The 21117-nt window shown below is 71.1% G+C and carries 22 protein-coding genes; 14 read left to right on the forward strand and 8 right to left on the reverse strand.

Features of this window, described 5'->3' with window-relative positions; translation table 11 throughout:
• Together ACFY1L_RS53685 and ACFY1L_RS53690 are read right to left on the reverse strand one after the other, a co-directional pair.
• A partial coding sequence (locus ACFY1L_RS53685) for a maltotransferase domain-containing protein (protein WP_388842882.1) occupies positions 1–618 on the reverse strand: 618 nt, incomplete at its 3' end.
• Between the two features lie 72 nt (positions 619–690).
• Positions 691–990, reverse strand: a complete 300-nt coding sequence (locus ACFY1L_RS53690) for a DUF5133 domain-containing protein (protein ID WP_388842883.1) — start codon at positions 988–990, stop codon at positions 691–693.
• Positions 991–1321: 331 nt separating this feature from the next.
• Between ACFY1L_RS53690 and ACFY1L_RS53695 the strand changes: the two genes are divergently transcribed.
• Positions 1322–1834 carry a pep a2 gene (locus tag ACFY1L_RS53695; protein ID WP_388842884.1) on the forward strand — a complete coding sequence of 171 codons (513 nt, stop codon included), beginning with the start codon at positions 1322–1324 and terminating at the stop codon, positions 1832–1834.
• 32 nt (positions 1835–1866) lie between these two features.
• On the forward strand, positions 1867–3984 hold the full coding sequence (gene glgX, locus ACFY1L_RS53700; RefSeq protein ID WP_388842931.1) for a glycogen debranching protein GlgX: 2118 nt from the start codon (positions 1867–1869) through the stop codon (positions 3982–3984).
• Positions 3985–3987: 3 nt separating this feature from the next.
• Here glgX and ACFY1L_RS53705 read toward each other — a convergent pair whose 3' ends face one another.
• Positions 3988–4791 (reverse strand): VOC family protein, encoded by an 804-nt coding sequence (locus ACFY1L_RS53705; protein ID WP_388842885.1) that lies wholly within the window; start codon positions 4789–4791, stop codon positions 3988–3990.
• A 206-nt stretch (positions 4792–4997) separates the two neighbouring features.
• On the opposite strand from ACFY1L_RS53705, the gene ACFY1L_RS53710 reads away from it, so the two are divergent.
• Complete coding sequence (locus tag ACFY1L_RS53710) at positions 4998–5318, forward strand: ANTAR domain-containing protein (protein WP_388842886.1); 321 nt, start codon at positions 4998–5000, stop codon at positions 5316–5318.
• A 40-nt stretch (positions 5319–5358) separates the two neighbouring features.
• Here ACFY1L_RS53710 and ACFY1L_RS53715 read toward each other — a convergent pair whose 3' ends face one another.
• Entirely contained in the window at positions 5359–6153 is a 795-nt protein-coding gene (locus ACFY1L_RS53715) for an RNA polymerase sigma factor SigF (protein WP_388842887.1), read from the reverse strand.
• 255 nt (positions 6154–6408) lie between these two features.
• Between ACFY1L_RS53715 and ACFY1L_RS53720 the strand changes: the two genes are divergently transcribed.
• The 4 genes from ACFY1L_RS53720 to ACFY1L_RS53735 all read left to right on the forward strand — a co-directional run bounded on the left by ACFY1L_RS53720 (position 6409) and on the right by ACFY1L_RS53735 (position 9235).
• A complete protein-coding gene (locus tag ACFY1L_RS53720; RefSeq protein ID WP_388842888.1) occupies positions 6409–6861 on the forward strand; it encodes a MarR family winged helix-turn-helix transcriptional regulator in 453 nt (150 codons plus the stop codon).
• Positions 6858–7700, forward strand: coding sequence for an ABC transporter ATP-binding protein (locus ACFY1L_RS53725; RefSeq protein ID WP_388842889.1), 843 nt, complete (start codon positions 6858–6860; stop codon positions 7698–7700). The genes ACFY1L_RS53720 and ACFY1L_RS53725 overlap by 4 nt, the downstream gene beginning before the upstream one ends.
• Positions 7660–8520: an ABC transporter permease gene (locus ACFY1L_RS53730; protein ID WP_388842890.1), complete on the forward strand. Its 861-nt coding sequence runs from the start codon at positions 7660–7662 to the stop codon at positions 8518–8520. Before ACFY1L_RS53725 ends, ACFY1L_RS53730 begins: the two co-directional genes overlap by 41 nt.
• A 193-nt stretch (positions 8521–8713) precedes the next feature.
• Positions 8714–9235 (forward strand): hypothetical protein, encoded by a 522-nt coding sequence (locus tag ACFY1L_RS53735; RefSeq protein WP_361269455.1) that lies wholly within the window; start codon positions 8714–8716, stop codon positions 9233–9235.
• 13 nt (positions 9236–9248) lie between these two features.
• On the opposite strand, the gene hemC is transcribed toward ACFY1L_RS53735, so the two are convergent.
• From hemC to ACFY1L_RS53750, 3 genes are all read right to left on the reverse strand, one after another.
• The gene (gene hemC, locus ACFY1L_RS53740; protein ID WP_388842891.1) at positions 9249–10184 is read right to left on the reverse strand and encodes a hydroxymethylbilane synthase; all 936 of its coding nucleotides are present in this window, start codon (positions 10182–10184) and stop codon (positions 9249–9251) included.
• A gap of 62 nt (positions 10185–10246) precedes the next feature.
• Positions 10247–11104, reverse strand: a complete 858-nt coding sequence (locus ACFY1L_RS53745) for a hypothetical protein (RefSeq protein WP_388842892.1) — start codon at positions 11102–11104, stop codon at positions 10247–10249.
• A gap of 41 nt (positions 11105–11145) precedes the next feature.
• Positions 11146–12330, reverse strand: a complete 1185-nt coding sequence (locus ACFY1L_RS53750) for an MFS transporter (protein WP_388842893.1) — start codon at positions 12328–12330, stop codon at positions 11146–11148.
• 138 nt (positions 12331–12468) lie between these two features.
• Between ACFY1L_RS53750 and ACFY1L_RS53755 the strand changes: the two genes are divergently transcribed.
• Positions 12469–13458 (forward strand): DUF5937 family protein, encoded by a 990-nt coding sequence (locus tag ACFY1L_RS53755; RefSeq protein WP_388842894.1) that lies wholly within the window; start codon positions 12469–12471, stop codon positions 13456–13458.
• Here the strand turns inward: ACFY1L_RS53755 and ACFY1L_RS53760 are convergent.
• On the reverse strand, positions 13455–13625 hold the full coding sequence (locus tag ACFY1L_RS53760; RefSeq protein ID WP_388842895.1) for a hypothetical protein: 171 nt from the start codon (positions 13623–13625) through the stop codon (positions 13455–13457). The two genes, ACFY1L_RS53755 and ACFY1L_RS53760, sit on opposite strands and share 4 nt — an antisense overlap.
• A gap of 137 nt (positions 13626–13762) precedes the next feature.
• Here ACFY1L_RS53760 and ACFY1L_RS53765 point away from each other — a divergent pair, with 137 nt between their 5' ends.
• From ACFY1L_RS53765 to ACFY1L_RS53790, 6 genes are all read left to right on the forward strand, one after another.
• Positions 13763–14974: an ROK family transcriptional regulator gene (locus ACFY1L_RS53765; protein ID WP_388842896.1), complete on the forward strand. Its 1212-nt coding sequence runs from the start codon at positions 13763–13765 to the stop codon at positions 14972–14974.
• 184 nt (positions 14975–15158) lie between these two features.
• Positions 15159–16508 carry an ABC transporter substrate-binding protein gene (locus ACFY1L_RS53770; RefSeq protein WP_388842897.1) on the forward strand — a complete coding sequence of 450 codons (1350 nt, stop codon included), beginning with the start codon at positions 15159–15161 and terminating at the stop codon, positions 16506–16508.
• Between the two features lie 2 nt (positions 16509–16510).
• Positions 16511–17509 (forward strand): carbohydrate ABC transporter permease, encoded by a 999-nt coding sequence (locus ACFY1L_RS53775; protein ID WP_388842898.1) that lies wholly within the window; start codon positions 16511–16513, stop codon positions 17507–17509.
• A complete protein-coding gene (locus tag ACFY1L_RS53780) occupies positions 17506–18369 on the forward strand; it encodes a carbohydrate ABC transporter permease (RefSeq protein WP_388842899.1) in 864 nt (287 codons plus the stop codon). The genes ACFY1L_RS53775 and ACFY1L_RS53780 overlap by 4 nt, the downstream gene beginning before the upstream one ends.
• A gap of 33 nt (positions 18370–18402) precedes the next feature.
• Positions 18403–19695, forward strand: a complete 1293-nt coding sequence (locus ACFY1L_RS53785; protein WP_388842900.1) for a 6-phospho-beta-glucosidase — start codon at positions 18403–18405, stop codon at positions 19693–19695.
• Complete coding sequence (locus ACFY1L_RS53790) at positions 19688–20785, forward strand: N-acetylglucosamine kinase (protein ID WP_388842901.1); 1098 nt, start codon at positions 19688–19690, stop codon at positions 20783–20785. The genes ACFY1L_RS53785 and ACFY1L_RS53790 overlap by 8 nt, the downstream gene beginning before the upstream one ends.
• The last annotated feature ends 332 nt before the right edge of the window (positions 20786–21117 follow it).

The raw sequence follows: 21117 nt of genomic DNA on the forward strand, positions 1-21117 counted from the left end.
GAACTCGTACCAGGCGCCGTACAGGGCGCGTTCGCGTTCCACCAGCAGCGGCAGGGTCTGCGAGGCGGTGACCAGTTCCCGCAGCGGATGGCGGGACAGCACCGCATCCACCTCCGGCGTCAACGCCGCCGCCAAACGGGTGGCGACCGGCAGGGTGTCGTCGCGCAGCGTCGCCGCCGCGGCCAGCACCGCCGCCCGCCCCGGGCCCTGGGGCACCCCGGCGGCCATCCGCTCGTACAGGTCGGCGCCCTCCTCGAGGACCAGGCCGGTGTCGATGCCGGCCGGGACCTTGATGCGGGCGGTGCGCCGCCAGGTGGTGACCGGGTCGCTCCAGGCCTCCACACGGAAGGTCCAGCGGCCCTCGGAGGTGGGCGTGACCTCGGCTCCCCAGCGGTCGGAGCCGGGGGCCAGTTCCCGCATCGGCGTCCACGGGCCGTGCTGGCCCTCCGGATCGGTCAGGACGACATTGGCGGCGACCGCGTCGTGGCCCTCGCGGAACACGATCGCGGTGACCTCGAACGTTTCCCCCACCACGGCCTTGGCCGGGCGCTTTCCGCACTCCACGGCCGGGTGGACGTCCCGCACCGGGATACGGCCGATGGCCGGAATAGAACTCATGGGTCTCACCTCAACCGTGCTCAAGACCGGGCCCTTCTGGCCCGGTCGGGGGTACAAGCTGCGCCGGAGGGCCTAGGCCTCCGCGGGGGAACGTCGGTGCGCGGTCGGCGGACCGCGCCGGCCGGCGGCCGGTGTCCGGGGCCGTTCGTCCTGCTCCTGGAGATAGGCGCCCAGGGTGGAGCGCAGATAGCGCTCCGCGGCGTCAGCGGCCTCGCGGGCACAGCGCTTGCCCATCAGCACGCACAAGGTGTAGCCCGAGTCTTCGAAGGTGGCCCGCACCGCTCGGTCCGCGGGAGACGCGAGCATGACGCGTTCCCAGGCCCGGTACCGCCGCAATTGCCGGGCGACTTCGGCTTTGGCCGGTAGCAGCATGGCGCCGTTCCCCTTCCGGGCTCGATCGCGCGTCTCCCGACCGTCGGGTGGCGGCCGTGCGTGCGCGGGCACGCACGGATGCGTTTACGGGCATCGAGGTCTTCACACATGGTGCATGCATGAGCACTCAACGTCCTGTTGGATCTTCAACCATCCCTGCCGCCCGAATCGCCCCGACAACCCCGGATGTGCGCTCGTGTTGCACGTATGGCGTAGTGCTCCCACTCTTGAGGTGACTCAGAAGCGATCAGCGCTCACGCTTCGCGTTCGGGTGCCCGTCCCGCCGGGACGGGGAAGGAGCGGGAGTTTCGCCGGTGAGGAGCCAACGAAGATGAAGACCGCAGTGCCCTGCTACTACCACCTCGATGTGGAAGTCGGCCCGGAGCGGATCGGACAGGTCGGGCGCATCCTGGCCGCTCACCTCAGGCTCTGGGATCTCGAGACGCTGGTCGAGCCCGTCTGCGGCGGGACCGAACTGCTGCTGAAGGCCATAGACGAGCATGCGACGGACAAGAGCACGTCGATCGAGATGTGGTGGAACGGCCAGCATCTGATCACCGCCATCGGGGAGAACGACTGCGAGCTCCGCCCCGACCAGGACCTGCGTTCCTGCCTGGAACGCATCGCCGCGATGAGCGACGGCTGGGGCTGTTGCGCCACGGACAACGGCAGCAAGGTCATCTGGTTCTCGCAGCGGGCCCGGGCCGGCGAGCGTGTGCCCCTGGTGCCGCTGGCGCCCGCGCCGAGCCTGCGCGAGGTGCTCCAGGTGCCCCGGGAGATGCCGGCCGCGGCGCTGGCAGCCCCGGCAGGCGATCCGGACGGCGTCCTGGAGGACGCCCGGTGACCGCGAAACGCCGCCGTAAGGCAAAGGCAGGGGTGCCCGTCTGGAGCGGGCACCCCTACCCGTTGGGTGCCTCCTTCGACGGGAAGGGCACCAACTTCGCCCTCTTCAGCGAGGTCGCCGAACGCGTCGAACTGGTCCTCGTCGACGACGGCGGCGGTGAGCGCAGCGTCCCGGTGACCGAGGTCGACGGCTTCGTCTGGCACTGCCACCTGCCGGACGTCGGCCCGGGGCAGCGCTACGGCTACCGGGTGCACGGGCCGTGGCAGCCGGAGTTGGGCCACCGGTGCAATCCGGCCAAGCTGCTCCTCGACCCGTACACCCGGGCGGTGGACGGGCAGGTCGACAACCACGCCTCGCTCTTCGAGCGCGCGGCCGACGGCCGGTCCCGGTCCGACAGCGCCGGACACACCATGCTGGGCGTGGTCACCGACCCCGCCTTCGACTGGGGCGACGACAGTCCGCCCCGACGGTCGTACGCCGACAGCGTCATCTACGAGGCGCACGTCCGCGGGCTGACCCGCACCCACCCCGACGTCCCCGCCGAACTCCGCGGCACCTACGCCGGTTTGGCGCACCCGGCGGTGATCGAGCACCTCACCTCGCTGGGCGTGACGGCGGTGGAGCTGATGCCGGTGCACCAGTACGTGCAGGACGGTGTGCTGCAGAGCCGCGGCCTGTCCAACTACTGGGGCTACAACACGATCGGCTTCTTCGCCCCGCACAACGCCTACGCCGCCCACGGCACCCGCGGCCAGCAGGTCACCGAGTTCAAGTCGATGGTGAAGGCGCTGCACGCGGCCGGCCTCGAAGTGATCCTCGACGTCGTCTACAACCACACCGCCGAGGGCAACGAGAAGGGCCCCACGCTCTCCTTCCGCGGCATCGACAACGCCTCGTACTACCGCCTGGTGGACGGCGACTGGGGGCACTACTACGACACCACCGGCACCGGCAACAGCCTGCTGATGCGGCACCCCTACGTGCTGCAGCTGATCATGGACTCGCTGCGGTACTGGGTCACCGAGATGCACGTCGACGGCTTCCGCTTCGACCTCGCGGCCACGCTGGCCCGGCAGTTCCACGAGGTGGACCGGCTGTCGGCCTTCTTCGACCTGATCCAGCAGGACCCGGTGATCAGCCGGGTCAAGCTGATCGCCGAGCCGTGGGACGTGGGGGAGGGCGGCTACCAGGTCGGCAACTTCCCGCCGCTGTGGTCGGAGTGGAACGGCAAGTACCGTGATGCCGTGCGGGACTTCTGGCGCGCGGAGGAACACACGCTCGGGGAGTTCGCCTCCCGGCTGACCGGCTCCTCCGACCTGTACCAGCACAGCCGGCGCCGGCCTCGTGCCAGCGTCAACTTCGTCACCGCGCACGACGGGTTCACCCTGCGCGACCTGGTCTCGTACAACGACAAGCACAACGAGGCCAACGGCGAGGGCAACCGGGACGGCGAGAGCGTCAACCGGTCCTGGAACTGCGGTGCCGAGGGCGAGACCGACGAGCCGGGCGTGCTGGAGCTGCGCGCCCGCCAGCAGCGCAACTTCCTGGCCACGCTGCTGCTCTCGCAGGGCATCCCGATGCTCGGCCACGGCGACGAGCTGGGCCGCACCCAGCGCGGTAACAACAACGCCTACTGCCAGGACAACGAAGTCTCCTGGATCGACTGGGAGTTGACCGAGGGGCAGCGCGAACTCGCCGACTTCACCCGGTACGTCATCGGTCTGCGCGCCGCCCACCCCGTGCTGCGCCGCCGCCGGTTCTTCCGCGGCGAGACCCGGACGCACGCAGGCCAGCCGCTGCCCGACCTGGTGTGGCTGGCACCGGACGCGCAGGAGATGACGGAGGAGGACTGGCAGCGCTCCGACGCGCACTCCGTCGGCGTCTTCCTCAACGGCGACGCCATAGCCGAACCCGACGCGTGCGGCCGCCCCGTCGTGGACGACTCGTTCCTGCTCCTGCTCAACAGCTACTGGGAGCCGGTGGAGTTCCTGCTGCCGGACGTCACCTACGGCGAACGCTGGACGACGCTCGTCGAGACCGCCGTCCCGCTGGGCGCCCCCGACGAGACGGAGCACAAGGCGGGCAGCACCATGACCGTCGAGGCACGCAGCCTCGTCCTGCTCACCCGCCCCTCCCGTACGGCCGGCTGACGCTCAGCGTTCGCGGCGGGAGGTCACCGTGAACTGCGCGCCGTCGGGGTCGCGCAGCACGGCCTCCTCGCTGCCCTTCGACAGGACGCTGCCGCCGTGTTGTTCCGCGGCCCGCACACAGGCCGCCACGTCCTCGACGGCGAAGTGGATCTGCCAGTGCGGCCGGATGGTGGGGTCGGGGGCCGCTCCCAGGGCTCCGGAGACGATGCGCGCCACGATGTCGCCCTGGCTGCGCAGCACCACCTCGCCGCCCTCGTACTGGACCTCGCAGCAACCGGGGCGCTCGGTCGCCCAGTCCAGGACCTCGCCGTAGAAGATCGCGGCGTCGAAGGCGTCCCGGGTGTGCAGCCTGATGAAGGTCGGGGCCGCGAGCCGCCACTTCTCCCAGTCGGCGACGAGCGCGCCCTCCCAGATCCCGAAGGTCGCCCCGTCCCGGTCGGCCAGCAGCGCCGCCCGCCCGGGCGGGAAGGAGAGCGGCCCGACCGCGGCCGTACCGCCGCGCTCCGTGGCCCGCGCCACGGCCTCGTCCGCGCTGGGCACGGCGAAGTACGGCGTCCACGCCACCGCCATCTGCCACATGGTGGCGACACCGGCGATCCCGGCCACCGGCGTCCCGTCCACCAGCGCCATCCGGAAGCGGTCGCCCAGCCTGGCGGAGCGCCACTCCCAGCCCAGCACGGCCCCGTAGAAGTCCTCGGTGGTGTCGAGATCACGGCTGGTCAGGCTCACCCAGCAGGGCGCCCCGGCCACGGAGTGCGAGGAGACGACGTGTGTCGTGCGGCGGGGGCGTGAGATGTCGTGGTTCATGGCAGTCGCGTCCTGGTCTCGTCCACCGGCAGCCACCGGTCTCGTACCAGTGTCCAACCGGAACCGCTCCATGCGCCTGCCGAGTACCCGCTCGGCCGCCCCGAAACGGGCGGTGCGCCCTGCCGCCGCCCGGTGGCAGGAGGGCGGATGAGTGACACGATGGAGGGGCCGGATGTGTGACCTGACGCCGCCGACGGGAGGTGACCATGCCCGTGGACGAGGGCTCGGACCAGATCTTCGCGTTGCAGGAACAGGTCGAACAGCTCAAGGAGGCCATGGCCTCGCACGCCGTCGTCGACCAGGCGATCGGCATGGTCGTCGCACTCGGCCGGGTGACGCCGGACGAGGGCTGGCAGGTGCTGAAGGAGGTCTCCCAGCACACCAACATCAAGCTGCGCAACGTCGCCGAACTCATCCTCATCTGGGGGCGCAGCGGAACGATCCCCCCGGAGATCAGGGCCCAGCTGGAGGACGCCCTGGACCGCTACGGCCCCACGCAGATCCCCGACGCCCCACCGGAGCGGTGAGGCGAGGAACCCACCAGGGACCGTACGGCGGCGCCACGGCTCAGCGGGCCTGCGCGAGGAGTTCCTCGCGCAGCTGCGAGAAGCAGCCGCTGAGCAGGCGGGACACATGCATCTGCGAGATGCCGAGCTGGTCGGCGATCCGACTCTGCGTCATGCCCCCGAAGAACCGCAGGTACAGGATGGTGCGCTCGCGCTCCGGCAGCGCCTTCAGACAGGGCCCGACCGCCACGCGGTCGACGACGACGTCGTACGCCGGATCGGGGCCGCCGATCGCGTCCGCCAGCGCGTAGCCGTCGGTGCCGGGCATCTCGGCGTCCAGCGACAGCGCGGAGAAGCACTCCAGGGCCTCCATGCCGGCGCGCACCTCGCACTCGCTCAGCTGCGCGCACGCGGCGATCTCGGCCACGGTCGGTGCCCGCCCCGGTGTCGTCTGGGACAGCTCCTTCACGGCCTGCCGCACCCTGTTGCGCAGGTCCTGGACCCGGCGCGGCACGTGCAGCGTCCACATGTGGTCGCGGAAGTGCCGCTTGATCTCGCCGGTGACGGTCGGCACCGCGTACGCCTCGAAGGCGTGCCCGCGGGCCGGGTCGTAGTGGTCGACGGCCTTGACCAGACCGAGAGCCGCGACCTGGTAGAGATCCTCGAGGGACTCGCCGCGCCCCTTGAACCGGACGGCGATCCGCTCGGCCATGGGCAGCCAGGCCTGCACGAGTTCGTCCCTGAGCCGACGGCGCTGCGGGCCGTCGGGAAGCCGCGCGAGCCGCTCGAACCCCTCGGCGGTGTCGGGCGCGTCGTCATGCGTGTGGGGTTTCGTTCTGCCGCTGGTGCTACGCATCGTGCGCACCTCCCTGAGGCGATGCCGGAGGGACGGACACCACGGGAGATGCGGGCTCGGACCTGGAGACATCCGGAGCCTGACCGGCTCCCATGGACGTGCCTTCTGTCCGAAGCACTCCATGCAGATGCCCGGGATGGGGCATACAAAACAATCCGGACATGACGGTGACGCTCCGCGGCCCTGCGACTGTGCACCGCCACGCTTTACCGCCGCTTGAGCTCATTACCTCTGTTACAGAGCTAATCTGCTGATGTGGAACCGGAAACCTTCCCGGACGAGCTGATCGACGCCCTCATCGGCGTCCAGCGACTCCTCCGGCGCCGACTGCGCCGGCAGATCGCCCCGCAATTGCGCGGCGCCGAGGTCGAGCTGCTGCGCCTGGTCGTGGCGCAGCCCGGCATCGGCATCTCGGACGCCGCCAAGGACCTCCACCTGGCGAGCAATTCGGTGTCGACGCTGGTCAACCAGCTCTCCCGGCAGGACTATCTGGTCCGCGAGACGGACCCCGCCGACCGGCGCGCCGCCCGCCTGATGCCGACCGCCGCGGCCGAGGCCCGGCTCGCCGAGTGGCGCAAGCGGCGCGGCGAACTCGTACGAGACGGACTGGCCGGACTCGACGAAGCAGACCGGGAGGCGCTCGCCGCGGCCATCCCGGCGCTGCGGAAGCTGGCCGACAACCTGCACGAGGAGGCCGAGGAGACATGACGCGGGACGCAGACACCGACCCGGCGCAGGCCGTCGCCTGCACCGGACTCGCCTACTCCTTCGGCGACACCAGGGCCGTGGACGGCCTCGAACTGTCGGTGGGGGAGGGCGAGGTCTTCGGACTCCTCGGCCCCAACGGCGCCGGCAAGACCACCGCGATCCGGTGCATCACCACCCTGCTGCCGGTCCCCACCGGCATGGTCCACGTCTTCGGCCACGACGCCGCCAGGGACCGCATGGCCGTACGGCGCCTGCTCGGCTACGTACCGCAGCAGCTGTCCGCCGACGCCGGCCTGACCGGACGCGAGAACATCGCCCTGTTCGCCCGCGTCTTCGACGTCCCGCGCCGCGAACGCGACGCACGCGTCGGCCAGGCCCTGGCCGCCGTCGACCTCACCGACGCCGCCGACCGGCTCGCCGGCACCTACTCCGGCGGCATGGTCCGCCGCCTCGAACTCGCCCAGGCCCTGGTCAGCGCCCCCCGCCTGCTGATCCTCGACGAGCCGACCATCGGCCTCGACCCGATCGCCCGCACCGACGTGTGGGAGCACATCAACGCCGTACGCCGCGCCACCGGCATGACCGTGCTGGTGACCACCCACTACATGGACGAGGCCGACCACTACTGCGACCGGGTCGGCCTGATGCACCGCGGCCGCATCCGGGCCCTCGGCACCCCCACCGAACTCAGGGAGGGGCTCGCCGAAAGCCGGGGCACGGACACCCTGCCGACACTGGAGGACGTCTTCCGTGACGTCGCCGGCAGCGGCCTCGACGACCAGGCAGGAGATTTCCGCGATGTCCGAAGCACCCGCCGCACCGCGAACCGCGTCGGCTGACCGCGCCACGGCCGAAGGCATCGACCTGCTGCTCAAGCCACCCCAGCCCCGCGCGGGCTGGCGGCTGCTGCCCGCCCGGGTAGGGGCGATGTGCGCCGTCGAACTGCAGAAACTGCGCCACGACCGCACCGAGCTCTACACCCGTGCCGTGCAGCCCGCCCTGTGGCTGCTGATCTTCGGCCAGACCTTCACCCGCATCAAGGCGATCCCGACGGGCGGCATCCCCTACGTCGACTACCTGGCGCCCGGCATCATCGCCCAGTCCGCGATGTTCATCGCCATCTTCTACGGCATCCAGATCATCTGGGAGCGCGACGCCGGCATCCTCAACAAGCTCCTGGTCACGCCCACCCCGCGCTCGGCGCTGATCACCGGCAAGGCGTTCGCGGCCGGAGTGAAGTCGCTGATCCAGGCCGTCGTCGTCATCGTCATCGCCGCGCTGCTCGGCGTGGCGCTGACCTGGAACCCGCTGAAGCTGCTCGGCGTCGCGGCGATCGTGGTCCTCGCGTCCGCCTTCTTCTCCTGCCTGTCGATGACCATCGCCGGCATCGTCCTCAGCCGCGACCGTCTCATGGGCATCGGACAGGCCATCACCATGCCGCTGTTCTTCGGCTCCAACGCCTTGTATCCCGTGTCCATCATGCCGGGCTGGCTGCAGGCGATCAGCAAGGTCAACCCCCTGAGCTATCAGGTCGACGCCCTGCGCGGCCTCCTGCTCGGCACACACGCGCACGTGGCCCTCGACCTGGCGGTGCTGTTCGTGGCCGCCGCACTCGGCATCGCGGCCGCCTCCTCGCTCCTCGGCCGGCTGGCCCGCTGATCATGCCCTTCGGAACGTGATGTGCGGCACGCGCGCGTACGCGCCTGCTGCGCCCGTGCGCCGATTGTTCCTGCGCACGGCTTGATCACTGATCAAAGGGGGCGAAGCCGCTGGCCACAGCGCATTCTGCTCATTTGACAGTGCGCTCAGGGCACAGATAGGAAGCAGCTCTCTGAGGTCGAAGAGGTGGACTGTGTACGAGCCCAACGTGGTCGGGGACTGGCAGGAGTACGACGAGCATGCCGGTCTGCGTCTGCGCGTCCACCGTCTGGAAGCCGCCGAGCCGCCGCGCGGACGCGACGACGCGGCCGCCGGGCTGACGTACTTCAGCCTCCGGGTGACCGTGGAGAACCGCGGCAGCCGCCACCTCGGCGTCACCCTCGAGGACGGCCAGATCGACGTCAGGATCGGCCCCGACGGCGAGGCCGCGTTCATCGACTGGCGCAACTCGCAGTTCATCGAGGGCTTCGACGTCTACCCGCTGCGCCGGGCCACCGCCGTGCTGTTCGCAGCGGGCCCGGAGGCCGCCCTGAGCCAGGTCGACGTGCAGGTCCAGCTGCGCGTCGAGGAGGAGTGGACCGACCGCCGGCTGTGGGCGGGCGGCATCGGCCTGCACGAGGAGCCCGCCTGCGCCCACGCGAAGGCGGGGCGGGAGGGCCTGGCCCACCAGGTGAGCAACTTCCTGCGGGACCAGGCGGAAGAGGGCACCGCCTGAGCGGCGCCCGCCCTCAATGCGGGATGCCGTCGATGATCTCGCGGGCGCCCTGACGCAGCAGCGCCACGGCGACCGAAGTCCCCAGCGTCGCGGGGTCGAGCCGGCCCGCCCATTCGTGGGCGTTCAGCCGCGTCTTGCCGTCCGGAGTGAACACGCAGGCGCGGAGGGACAGTTCGCCCCCCTGGTCCACGCGCGCGTACCCGGCGATCGGGCTGTTGCAGTGCCCCTGCAGCACATGCAGGAACATCCGCTCCGCGGTGGCCTCCCGATGTGTGTCCGGGTCACCCAGACCGCTGACCGCGTCGATGAGGTCCGTGTCGCCCTCCCGGCACTGCAGGGCGAGGATGCCCGCGCCGATCGACGGCATCATCGTCTCCGGCGAGAGGGTCTCGGTGATCACGTCCTGGCGTCCGATGCGCTCCAGGCCCGCCGCCGCGAGCAGCAGCGCGTCCGCCTCGCCGGCCGCCAGCTTCGCCAGCCGCCGGTTGGCGTTGCCGCGGAACGGCACGCACTCCAGGTGCGGGTGGGTGGCGGCGAGTTGGGCGACGCGGCGCACCGCGGAGGTGCCGACCCGGGTCCCCTCCGCAAGCTCGTCCAGCGTGAGGCCGCCCGGATGCACCAGGGCGTCGCGGATGTCGTCCCGCTTCAGGAACGCGGCGAACGTCGTGCCCGCCGGCAGCGGCCGGTCGGCCGGCACGTCCTTGAGGCAGTGCACCGCGAGATCGGCCTCGCCGGCCAGCAGCGCGGCGTCCACCTCCTTGGTGAACGCCCCCTTGCCCTCCACCTTGGACAGCGCGCCCATCCACTTGTCACCGGTCGTCTTCACCGGCACCACCTCGGTGCGCACACCCGGATGCAGGACGGCCAACTCGGCGCGGACACGCTCCACTTGGGCGAGCGCCATCGGCGAGTCGCGGGAGACGATACGGATCAGTTCGGGGACGGACATGCGGACACGATAGACCTTCCGGAGGGGCCTCCCGTGCCGTACGGCCCCATTCAGGGGGCGGATCACACCGGGGGCAGCCGCCAGTCGAAGGGGAAGAGGTCCTCCTGCCAGCCCGGCGTCCCGGCGAGCTCGGCCGCCCTGGCCGGAGTGCGCACCAGGCAGCGGTGACGCAGGAGCTCGCACCGCTCGTCCAAAGTCAGCACGGCGCCGGTCCACTCCACGTCGATGCCGTCGCCGTCCCCCAAGGCGTTGAGATCCGCGCCCGCAGCGGTGCGCAGGTCCACCCGCAGGTCCGTACGCCACTGCGAGTTGTGCCCCCAGCCCTGGGACAGATCGACGGTCGGGCGGTGCCGGCGCCGGTAGGCCCAGTAGAGCGGGGACCGGTCCGCCACACCACGCTCGGCGTGCCGGACACCCGCGCGCACCCGGACCCCGGCCCGGCCGAACAGCAGCGGTCCCAGCCACAGCCCGGGCCACACGACACCGGTGATCCGGATCGGCTCGTCCGGATCCTCGGCCTGCTCGACCTCGACGATCTCGTGCAGGAACGGATCGAAGACGCCGCTCTCCTCGAACGACGCCATGCCGAGCCGCCCGAACAGCTCCAGGTACTGACACATCGTCACTGCCGACGAGCACGGTTCGTCCCTGCCGGCGTACGGCTGAAACGCCAGCAGGAGCACGTCACTGACGCGGCTCAGCGCATACAGCTCCCACAGCAGCTCCTGGCACCCCTCGTCCGGCCCGTCGACGGCCCACCGCGGCAGCAGCCCCGCCCCCGCGACGAGCTCCGCGCGGTACTCGCCCGCCGCTCGCTCCAGCCACGGCTCCACCACCGTGCCGTACGCGTCCGCACCCGAGTGATCCCGCAGCCCCTCGAACAACTGCCGTGCGCGGACCCAGTCCTCCTCCGTGTCCATGCGGGCACAGTAGCCAGGCCCTCCACCGGTGATCCAAGGGTTTACCGCGGCTCCGCGACCGCGGCCGACACCCTGGACTCCGGCCGGGTCAGCACCGCGAGCGCGCCCACCGTGAGCAGTCCACCGGCCAGGAACGTGCCGCGCACCCCGACGACCGGCAGCAGACCCGCGCCGAGCAGCGCCCCGGCGGCCACCCCCACGTTGAAGGCGGCCGAGTTGGCCGCGAGCGCCGACTCGGTGCGGGCCGGCGCCACCCGCAGCACCTGGCTCTGCGTCGCCATGAAGACGGGCGCGACCGAGGCGCCGAGCAGCATGAACAGTGCGACCGCCGCCACCTGACTGCTCCCGGCCGCGTACAGGCCCAGCAGGGCGGTCGCCTGCGTCGCCACCGGCACGGTGAGCGTCGCGCGCGGGAAGCGGTCCAGGAGCGGCCCGGTGAGGGTGACGCCGGCCAGTGCGGCCACGCCGAACGCGAACAGCACACCGCTCACCGCGTCCTCGTCGAACCCGCTGACGTCCTCGAGCAGGGCGGCGACATACGTGAATCCGGCGAACATCCCGGTCACCGACAGGGCGGTGGTCGCGACGACGACGAGGAACCGGCGCCGGTCCGGGGCGGTGCCGTACGCCGCGTGATTCTCCTGGGGCCGGGAGGTGGGGAGCAGTACGGCGATGATGACGAGGGAGACGAGCGCGAGTCCGCCGAGCACGGCGAACGGCGCCCGCCAGCCGCCGTGACCGCCCAGCCAGGTCCCGGCCGGCACCCCCAGCACCGTGGCCAGCGAACCGCCGACCGACAGCAACCCCATGACCCGGCCGCGCCGTTCGGGCGGGAACAGCCCGACCGCGACCGGTCCCATCAGCACCCAGAACGCGGCCTGCGCGAGCGCGGTGACCACCCGCGCCGCGAGCAGCGGCCCGTACGAGACGCTGTGCAGCGCCGACACCCAGCTGGCCAGGGCCAACAGCCCCAGGAGCCCGGTGAGCAGAAACCGGCGGGGCACGGATCGCGTGACATGGGCGGCAGGCAGCGACACCACGGCTACCGTCAGGCCGTACCCGGTGACCAGCGCGCCCACCGCCCCGAGCGACACCCCGAGGTCGGCCGCCATCAGCGACAGCAGGCCCACGGGCAGGTTCTCGGCGGTGTTGAAGGTGAACGCCGCCAGCATCAGCGCCGCGACGACGGCGCCCCTGCGCCACGCGGCCGGACGTACGCTGCCCATCCAGGAGCCCTCCAGGATTTCGCGAATCAGCCGGAGTCGGGAAACGGCCGGGGCAAGCGTGCTGGTCCCAGAAGGAGGGCTTCTACTGTTTCGTTGCAGACCGAATCGCACCGACCGGTGCCGCTCACGGAGGCCGCCTTGCCGCTGACCCTGCATCTGGGCGCCGACGACCTGACGCGCTGCCGGTTCGCGATCTCACCCCTGTGCCAGACCCACGAGGCGCTGCGGATGCTGCGCCGCCCCGCCCGGCACGGCTACCACCACGCCTGGCTGCGCCGCATGGGCCGCACCCTGAAAGGGCTCGACCTGTCGCCCCTGTGGCTGTTCGTCCCGCGGCCCGGCGGCTACACCCCGGACTTCCTCGGTCCGCCGCCCGACGAGCCGTACCCCACCATCGACGACGAACTGGCCCGCATGCGCGCCACCGAACCCGGCCTGGCCCGCGCCGAGATGGCCCGTTCGCTCTCCTGCACGCCCGGGCTCGCCCAGTCGCCGCAGGGCCGCGCCGCACTCGACGACCCGGCCGGCACCGTCCGCCGGCTCGCCGACCTCACCGAACTGGCCTGGCACGCCCTGCTCGCCCCGGACTGGCCGCGCCACCGCGCCGTCCTGGAGGCCGACATCGCCCACCGCTCCCGCAGGGCCGCCGATGTCGGTCTCGACGCGCTGCTCACCGGCCTGCACCCCACCGTCGACTGGGCCGGCCACACCCTCACCCTGCACAGGTACGAGGACCAGGCCGAGGCCCAACGGCCCGACGGGCGCGGCATCCTGCTCATGCCGAGCGTGTTCGTGTGGCCGGACGTGGTCAGCGGCTTCGCCCGTCCCTGGCAGCCGACGGTCATCTACCCCGCCCGCGGCATGGGCCGCCTGCACACCGCCCCGGTGCCGCGCCCGCCGCAGGCCCTCGCCCGCCTCCTCGGCCACCAGCGCGCCGCCCTCCTCGCCGGCCTGACCACCCCCGCCTCAACCACGGAACTGGCCCGCCGGCACACCCTGGCCCGGTCCACCGTGTCGGCCCACCTCACGGCGCTGCGCGAGGCGGGCCTGCTCGACGCTCGGCGCCAGGGCTATTACGTGCTGTACGGGCGGACAGCCCTCGGAGACGCCCTGACGAGCGGCAACTAGCCCAGCGGCACGCTGAGTTCGATCGCGCGCTGCGCCGCCGCCAGGGCCCGGTCGTCGCCGACGTCCAAGGCCGTGTCGGCGAACTTGATGACGTGCTCGTCGCCGTGGGCGAGGACCTTCTCCATGACGCCGGGGCGGCCGGGACCGTGGGCATACGAGGTTCCCACGCTGGGCGCCTCCTGTGCCTCCGCGGACGGGGCCGCAGACGCAGGCGCGTGGGCCGAAGGGTTGATCCCGGCCAAGCTCGGGCGTATAAATAAGCAACTTTCTTTCTTACAGAAGTTGATGGCGAGATGAGGGCACCGTGACCCGCCGTTATCCAGCAGGTCCGCAGCGGTTGCTGCGTTCGCTCAACGGCCGTGCCGTTCTGGAGGCGATCGACGAGGCGGGCCTCGTCACGACCACCGACCTGGCCGGGCGGATCCCGTTGTCGCGGCCCACCGTGGCCGCCGCGGTCGGGCTGCTGCTAGAGCGCGGCGTGATCACCGAGGTGGGCCCGGTGACGGGCCGCAAGGGTCCGGCACCGGCGCAGTACCGGGTGAACCCCGACTGCGCGTTCGCGATCGGCGTGGACGTCGGGCACCGGAAGATCCGTGCCGCGGTCGCCGACGTCACCGGCCGGATCCGCGGGCGTGCCGAGTCCGAACAGCACGGTGACCGGGGCGCCGACGCTCTCGTCGGACAGATCCTGGACATGTGCGTGGACCTGGCCGAGCAGGTCGGCCGACCGCTGCAGGGGATCACTCAGGCCGTCGCGGGGATGCCGGCCGCGGTCGGCCCGGACGGACGGCACCTGTCGTACGCCACCGGACTGCCCGACGCCGGGCGGGGGTTCGGCGAGGCGCTCGGCCGTGCGATGCCGGTGCCGCTGGTCCTGGAGAACGACGTGAACCTCGCGGCGCTCGCCGAGCGCACCCACGGACGCGGCACCGAGACCGACGACTTCGTCCTGGTGAGCCTGGGCGTCGGGCTCGGCCTCGGGCTCGTGGTTGACGGCCGGGTCCGGCGGGGCGCCACGGGCGTGGCCGGAGAAGCCGGTTATCTGCCCAGCGACCGCATGGTCGCGCCGGTCGGGCAGCGCCGCGACCTCGTGCAGGAACACCTGGGCGCGCGCTACATCAGCGCCGAGGCCCAGCGGCGCGGACTGCCCGGTGACGGCAGCCCGCGCACCGTCTTCGAACTCGCCCGCGCCGGCGACCCAGGCGCGCTGGAGATCGTGGACGACACCGCCCGCAGCGTCGCCTACGTGGTGGCCTGCGTCGTACCCCTGATCGACCCGGCACTCATCGTGCTGGGCGGCGCCATCGGCGCCAACGGCGACCTGCTGCTCGAACCGGTCGCCCGTCATCTGGCCGATTTCAGTACGTTCCGGCCGCCCATCGTCGCGTCGGGCCTCGGTCAGGACGCCGTGCTCACCGGAGCCACGACCATGTCGGCGGAGCTGGCCCGGGAGGCCGCCTTCGCCGCCGCCACCACTCCCGTCGCCCAGGCAGAGCCACCGTCGTCTCTGTCCTGAAGTCCACAAGTACCGCTGTATCCAGAGTTGTTGTGCCCAGAAACACCGCCGTGTCCTGAAACACCGCGGCGACGCCGTCTTGCCGGACAGCGTCGCCGCTCGGGGTCACCGGGCGTTGCCGCGCCCGACCGACCGACGACCGATCCGTCACCCAGGGAATCCCGTCTCCGAGGAAGGACGATCAGTGTTCAAACCTATCACCGGGGCCGCGGCCGCCACGGCCGCCGGCGTGCTGCTGCTGGCAGGCTGTACCTCCGCCGGCCCCGCATCCTCCCAGCCCGACTCCGCCATCTCGCCGGGCGCCTCGCACAAGGCCACCACCGTCACGGTCTGGACGTTCAACCATCTCCCCAACGAGGTCGCGGCGTTCAAGGCGACCCTGAACCGGCTGCACGCCAAGTACCCGTGGCTCACCGTGAAGTTCGTGCCCAACAAGGACGACGCCGCCTACGCCAAGGCGGTCGCCGCGGGCGACCCGCCGGACGTGTTCATCAGCTCCACGCCCGACAACGTGGCGAAGTTCTGCTACAACGGCACGGTCGCCGACGTCGGCCCGTACCTGTCCTCGGCAAAGATCGACACGGCCAAGACCTTCCCGTCCGCGACCCTGGTCTACACCCGCTACCAGGGCAAGCAGTGCGCGCTGCCGCTGCTGACCGATGCCTTCGCGCTCTACTACAACAAGAAGATGTTCGCCGCGGCCGGCATCACCAAGCCGCCCACGACGCTCGCCGAACTGACCGCCGACGCCAAGAAGTTGACCGTCAAGAACGCGGACGGCTCCATCAAGACCTACGGCTTCGTCCCCCGCTCCGACTACGACGTCAACCGCTACCTCTTCGTCGGAGCGCACAGCGGCACCGACTTCTACGGCAAGGACGGCAAGACCACCTTCGCCTCCGACGCCAGGTGGCAGCAGCTGCTCAAGTGGGACCAGGACCTCATCGGCTACTACGGCAAGGCGAACGTGCAGAAGTTCGTGGGCCGTTACCAGCCGCACGCCGACGACGCGGGCAACCCGCTGCTGACCGGCGCCGCGGCGATGGAGTACGACGGCGAATGGCACGTCGGTGAGATCGCCACGGAGAAGAAGGACTTCGACTACGGCGTCGTACCGATGCCGGTCCTGGACGGATCGTCGGGCACCTACGGCGCGGGCACCACGCTCGGCACCGTCGCCTACCTGTCGGCCGGCTCCCGGCACAAGCAGGAGGCGTTCTTCGCGCTCCAGCAGCTCACCACCGACACCACGTTCCTGAACACCCTCGCCGACACGGTCTACAACATCCCGACCACGTTCGCCGCGCTGAAGGCCTGGGACAAGCGCGAGGACCCGCACTGGAAGCCGTTCGTCGACATCTTCGAGAACCCGCACTCCTCCTACAAGACGCTCACCCCGGCGGGCGTCGAGGACATGGACAGCTGGCGCGCGTTCCTGCTCGACTACGAACAGGGCAAGGTGAAGGACGCCGCGAGCGGCCTTGCAGGGGCCGGGAAGAAGATCGACGGTCTCAACTCCGAGAGCGGGCAGTAGAGATGACGACCGTTCTCGCCCCCGTGGGCGACGCCCCGGGCACGGCGCGCCCGCGCCCTGCCCGGGGCGGGCGGCGCCGCCCGAGCAGGGCCCGCTGGTGGGTGGTGCTCGCCTTCCTGTCCCCGTTCGTCATCGGGTGCTCCGTCTTCGTGCTCTACCCGGTGATCGCCACGCTCTACTACTCGCTCACCGACTTCCAGGCCGGCTCCTACCGGCCGGTGCAGTTCGTGGGACTGCGCAACTACCGCGCCCTGTTCAGCCAGTCCGACACCTTCTGGGTGGCCGTACGCAACACGTTGTGGATGGTCGTCGTCATGGTGCCGCTGCGCACCGCCTGGGCCATGCTCACCGCCTGGGTGATCATCCGCGTCAAGCGCGGCAGGGCGGTGTACCGCACGCTGTTCTTCCTGCCGTCCATGGTGCCGGTGGTGGCCGCCGCCCTGTCGTTCATCGTGCTGCTCAACCCGGTCGGACCGCTCAACCGGCTGCTCGACCTGGTGGGCGTGGGCGGCCCCGGCTGGTTCTCGGACCCCGCCTGGTCCAAGCCCAGCCTCGTCATGATGGCGCTATGGGCCAGCGGCAACGTGATGGTCATCTTCTCCGCCGCCATGCTCGACGTACCACGCGAGCTGTACGAGGCCGCCGAACTCGACGGCGCCGGCGCGCTGCAGAAGTTCCGCAGCGTCACCCTCCCGGCGATCTCCCCGGTCATCTTCTTCGCCCTGCTCACCGGGATGATCTACACGTTCCAGTACTTCACCGAGGCGTTCGTCGCCTCCAGCTCCGCGAACGCCACCTCCTCCAGCAACGACCTGATCGGCTACCCGGCCAACTCGCTGCTGTTCTACTCGACGGAGCTGTACCGGCAGGGCTTCGCGTACTTCAAGACCGGCTACGCCTCGGCCATGGCCTGGCTGCTGTTCCTCGTCATCTTCGCGGCGACCGTGGTGTTCATCCGCGCCTCGCGCCGTTTCGTGCACCACGCCGGCGGTGGCCGATGAGTACTCTCCAGCTGACGAAGCGTCAACCTTCTGTCGGGCGGCGCCTGTTGTACCTGCTCGCCGAACACGCGCCGGCCGTCGCCATCGCGCTCTGCTTCCTGCTGCCGCTGACCATCGGCGTGCTCACCGCGTTCATGACCCAGCACCAGGCCGGTACCGGCTCGCTGTGGCCCTCGCCCTGGGAGTTCGGCAACTTCCGCAAGGTCTTCTCGGCCATGCCGTTCGGCCGCGACCTGCTCAACACCATGCTGTACGCGGGACTTTCCACGGTGGGCGTCGTCGTCTCCTCGGTGCCCGTGGCCTACGCGCTGGCCCGGCTGCGGTGGCGCGGCCGGGAGGCTGTCTTCCTGGTCGTCCTCGCCGCGATGATGATTCCGGCGCAGGTCACCAGCCTTCCCCTGTACGTGATGTACGCGCACGTCGGCTGGGTGGGCACCCTCAAGCCGCTCATCGTCCCGGCCTTCTTCGGCGACGCGTTCAGCATCTTCCTGCTGCGCCAGTTCTTCCTCACCATCCCCGACGAGTTCACCGAGGCGGCCCGGGTCGACGGCGCGGGCGAACTGCGCATCCTGTGCCGGGTGTTGATCCCCATGGCCAAGCCGGCGATCGCCGCCGTCGGGCTCTTCGCGTTCCTGTACGCCTGGAACGACTTCTACAACCCGCTGCTCTACACCGGGAACAGCGACACCGGCCAGACCCTCGCGGTGGCCCTCAGCCAGCTCGCCAAGAACGGCCACCAGAACGCCTACGAGCTGCAGATGGCGGCCTCGCTGATGTTCCTGCTGCCCGTCCTGGTGCTGTTCTTCCTGGCGCAGAAGGTCTTCGTCGAGGGCATCGCGTTGACCGGCGTCAAGGGCTGAACTCCCGCACCCGCACATACCTCTGGGAGCACGATGAAGATCACCGTTGTCGGCGGTGGCAGCACCTACACGCCCGAACTCATCGAGGGCTTCGCCCGGCGTGCCGACGTGCTACCGGTCGACGAACTCGTCCTGCACGACATCGACGCCCAGCGCCTGGAGGTGATCGGCGGCCTGGCCCGCCGTATCCTCGCCCGGCACGGTTTCCCCGGCCGCCTGACCACCACGACCGACCTCGCCCTCGCGGTGGACGGAGCCGCCGCCGTGCTCGTCCAGCTCCGTGTGGGCGGACAGGCGGCCCGGCTGGTGGACGAGACCCTGCCGAACCGCTTCGGCCTGCTCGGCCAGGAGACCACCGGCCCCGGCGGCTTCGCGAAAGCCCTGCGCACGGTACCGGTGGTGCTCGACATCGCCGAGGAAGTACGCCGTAGAGCCCAACCCGGCGCCTGGATCGTCGACTTCACCAATCCGGTCGGCATCGTCACCCGCGCCCTGCTGGACGCCGGACATCGCGCGGTCGGCCTGTGCAACGTGGCGATCAAGTTCCAGCGGCAGCTGGCCGACCGCCTCGGAACCGACCCCGACCGCGTACGGCTCGGCCACGCCGGCCTCAACCACCTGTCCTGGATCCGCTCGGTCACCGTGGACGGAGTCGACCGCCTGCCGGAACTGCTGAGCGGTGACGCGCTGGACGAACTCGCCGCGCAGGTCCGCGTCCCCGCCGGGGCACTGCGCGACCTCGGCGCCATCCCCTCGTACTACCTCCACTACTTCTACTGCACGCAGGACGAGGTACGGGCCCAACAGGCCGGATCGCACCGCGCCGAACAAGTCCTCACCATCGAAAGGGAGTTGCTCACTCTGTACGCGGATCCGAGTCTGGACCGCAAACCCGACCTGCTGGAGCGGCGGGGCGGCGCCCACTACAGCGAGGCCGCGGCCGCCCTGGTCACCAGCCTGCTCACCGGCGACGGCGCCCACCACTACGTGAACGTACGCAACGACGGAGTGCTGTCCGGTCTGCCGGACGAGGCTGTCGTCGAAGTGGCGGCCGACGTCGACACCGCCGGGCCGCACCCCCTCCCCGTGCCGCCCCTGCCGCCCGAGATGCTCGGGCTCGTCCAGGCGGTCACCGCGTACGAGACCCTCACCGTCGAGGCCGCCCTGACCGGGGACCGGACGGTGGCCCGGCGGGCCCTCATGGCCAACCCGCTCGTACGGGAATGGGCGGTCGCGGACGGGTTGTTGGACGCCCTGCTGGAAGCCAACCGCCCCCATCTGCCCCGGTTCTTCGCGAGCGAGCCGAGCGAGGTCGTCGATGCCTGACCTCGTGGTGGGTGTCGACGGAGGGAACTCCAAGACCGACCTCGTCCTCGCGGACACCGAGGGACGGCTGCTGTCCTGGGTGCGCGGCGCGGGCACCCGCCCGCACACCGAGGGCATGGAGAGCACCACCGAACGGCTCGCCCGCCTCGGCCGGCACGCACTGGCCGAGGCCGGCCTGCCCGACACGACCCCGGTCTCGGTCGGCGCGTACTTCCTCGCCAACGTCGACCGGCGCGCACAGGAGCGGCTGGCGCTACGGCAGTTGACCCGGCTGGGCGTGGCCGAGCAGACCCTCGTACGCAACGACACCTTCGCCGTCCTGCGAGCCGGCGCACCCGACGGCTGGGGAGTCGCGGTGGTGTCCGGCGCCGGCATCAACGCCGCCGCGGTTCATCCCGGGGGCCGCTCGGCCCGCTTCCTGTCCCTCGGCGACATCACCGGGGACTGGGGCGGCGGGCTCGCCGTGGCCCGGGCGGGCCTGGGCGCCGCCGTCCGCGCGGGCGACGGGCGGGGACCGGCGACACGGCTGCGGCAGGAACTGCCGGGGCACTTCGGCCTGGACAGCGTGGAGTCCGTCGCGCTGGCCGTCAGCGGCGGCGACATACCGGTGACCGCACTGCACGGCCTGGCACCCCTGGTCTTCGCGACCGCCGCCGACGGTGACGCCGTGGCACGCGGCATCGTGGAACGCCTTGGCGACGAGATCGTCGCCATGGTGACCGCCCTGCTGCGCCGACTCCGTCTGCTGCGCACCCCGACCCCGGTGGTACTGGGCGGCGGCACGCTGCAGAACGACCACGTACTGCTGCAGGACCACATTCGAACCCGCCTGGCCACCGAGGCACCGCTGTCCCGGCCCCGGGTGCTGGATGTGCCCCCGGTCGCGGGCGCACTGACCGAGGCCCTCCTGACCGCGGGCGCCCCGGCCGCCGCGCAACGCCGCCTCCGCGAAACCGTCGCCGCCCGGAAACCACCGCCCCAGCTCGCTGGGGCCGCCGGAGATCCAACCCCGGCGGCCCCAGCGGGGCCCGGGACGTCCGAGCGTCAGCAGGTGGGCACGCCGGGAAGCGAGGCCGGGCACTTGATGTAGATGTTCGTCGTCCACGAATCGTCGACCAGCTTGGACCAGATGTCGTTGTTGTAGACCTCGGCGGTGACGGTCTCCGCGTGCTCCTGGCACTGGACCGACACCTGCGTCGGGCCCGCGAAGCTTTCGCGACGGAGCCCCGCACGCTCGGCTTGGAGCGGGTGCGCACGTCTGTGCCTCAGGTCTCGAAGGTCGTACCGCCGTCCGCGGGCGGGGGAGTGGGGGTGCCCGACCCGTTGACTCCGATCGCGCCTGCGTCGTCGTCGCATGTGCGCACGGGGACTGTCAATGCTGTAGATCGTGATTTTGCTTGGCCTCTGACTGAAGATCTTGGC

Origin of the sequence: Streptomyces sp. NPDC001663, assembly GCF_042893105.1 — a bacterium.
GTDB lineage: Bacteria > Actinomycetota > Actinomycetes > Streptomycetales > Streptomycetaceae > Streptomyces.

Bases quoted from the DNA above. Each gene is read 5' to 3' on its own strand.
- ACFY1L_RS53690 (WP_388842883.1), bottom strand. From the start codon at position 990: ATGCTGCTACCGGCCAAAGCCGAAGTCGCCCGGCAATTGCGGCGGTAC.
- ACFY1L_RS53715 (WP_388842887.1), bottom strand. From the start codon at position 6,153: ATGCGTAGCACCAGCGGCAGAACGAAACCCCACACGCATGACGACGCG.
- ACFY1L_RS53710 (WP_388842886.1), top strand. From the start codon at position 4,998: ATGCCCGTGGACGAGGGCTCGGACCAGATCTTCGCGTTGCAGGAACAG.
- ACFY1L_RS53780 (WP_388842899.1), top strand. From the start codon at position 17,506: ATGAGTACTCTCCAGCTGACGAAGCGTCAACCTTCTGTCGGGCGGCGC.
- ACFY1L_RS53725 (WP_388842889.1), top strand. From the start codon at position 6,858: ATGACGCGGGACGCAGACACCGACCCGGCGCAGGCCGTCGCCTGCACC.
- ACFY1L_RS53785 (WP_388842900.1), top strand. From the start codon at position 18,403: ATGAAGATCACCGTTGTCGGCGGTGGCAGCACCTACACGCCCGAACTC.
- ACFY1L_RS53730 (WP_388842890.1), top strand. From the start codon at position 7,660: ATGTCCGAAGCACCCGCCGCACCGCGAACCGCGTCGGCTGACCGCGCC.
- ACFY1L_RS53695 (WP_388842884.1), top strand. From the start codon at position 1,322: ATGAAGACCGCAGTGCCCTGCTACTACCACCTCGATGTGGAAGTCGGC.
- hemC (WP_388842891.1), bottom strand. From the start codon at position 10,184: ATGTCCGTCCCCGAACTGATCCGTATCGTCTCCCGCGACTCGCCGATG.
- ACFY1L_RS53775 (WP_388842898.1), top strand. From the start codon at position 16,511: ATGACGACCGTTCTCGCCCCCGTGGGCGACGCCCCGGGCACGGCGCGC.
- ACFY1L_RS53745 (WP_388842892.1), bottom strand. From the start codon at position 11,104: ATGGACACGGAGGAGGACTGGGTCCGCGCACGGCAGTTGTTCGAGGGG.
- ACFY1L_RS53790 (WP_388842901.1), top strand. From the start codon at position 19,688: ATGCCTGACCTCGTGGTGGGTGTCGACGGAGGGAACTCCAAGACCGAC.
- ACFY1L_RS53705 (WP_388842885.1), bottom strand. From the start codon at position 4,791: ATGAACCACGACATCTCACGCCCCCGCCGCACGACACACGTCGTCTCC.
- ACFY1L_RS53750 (WP_388842893.1), bottom strand. From the start codon at position 12,330: ATGGGCAGCGTACGTCCGGCCGCGTGGCGCAGGGGCGCCGTCGTCGCG.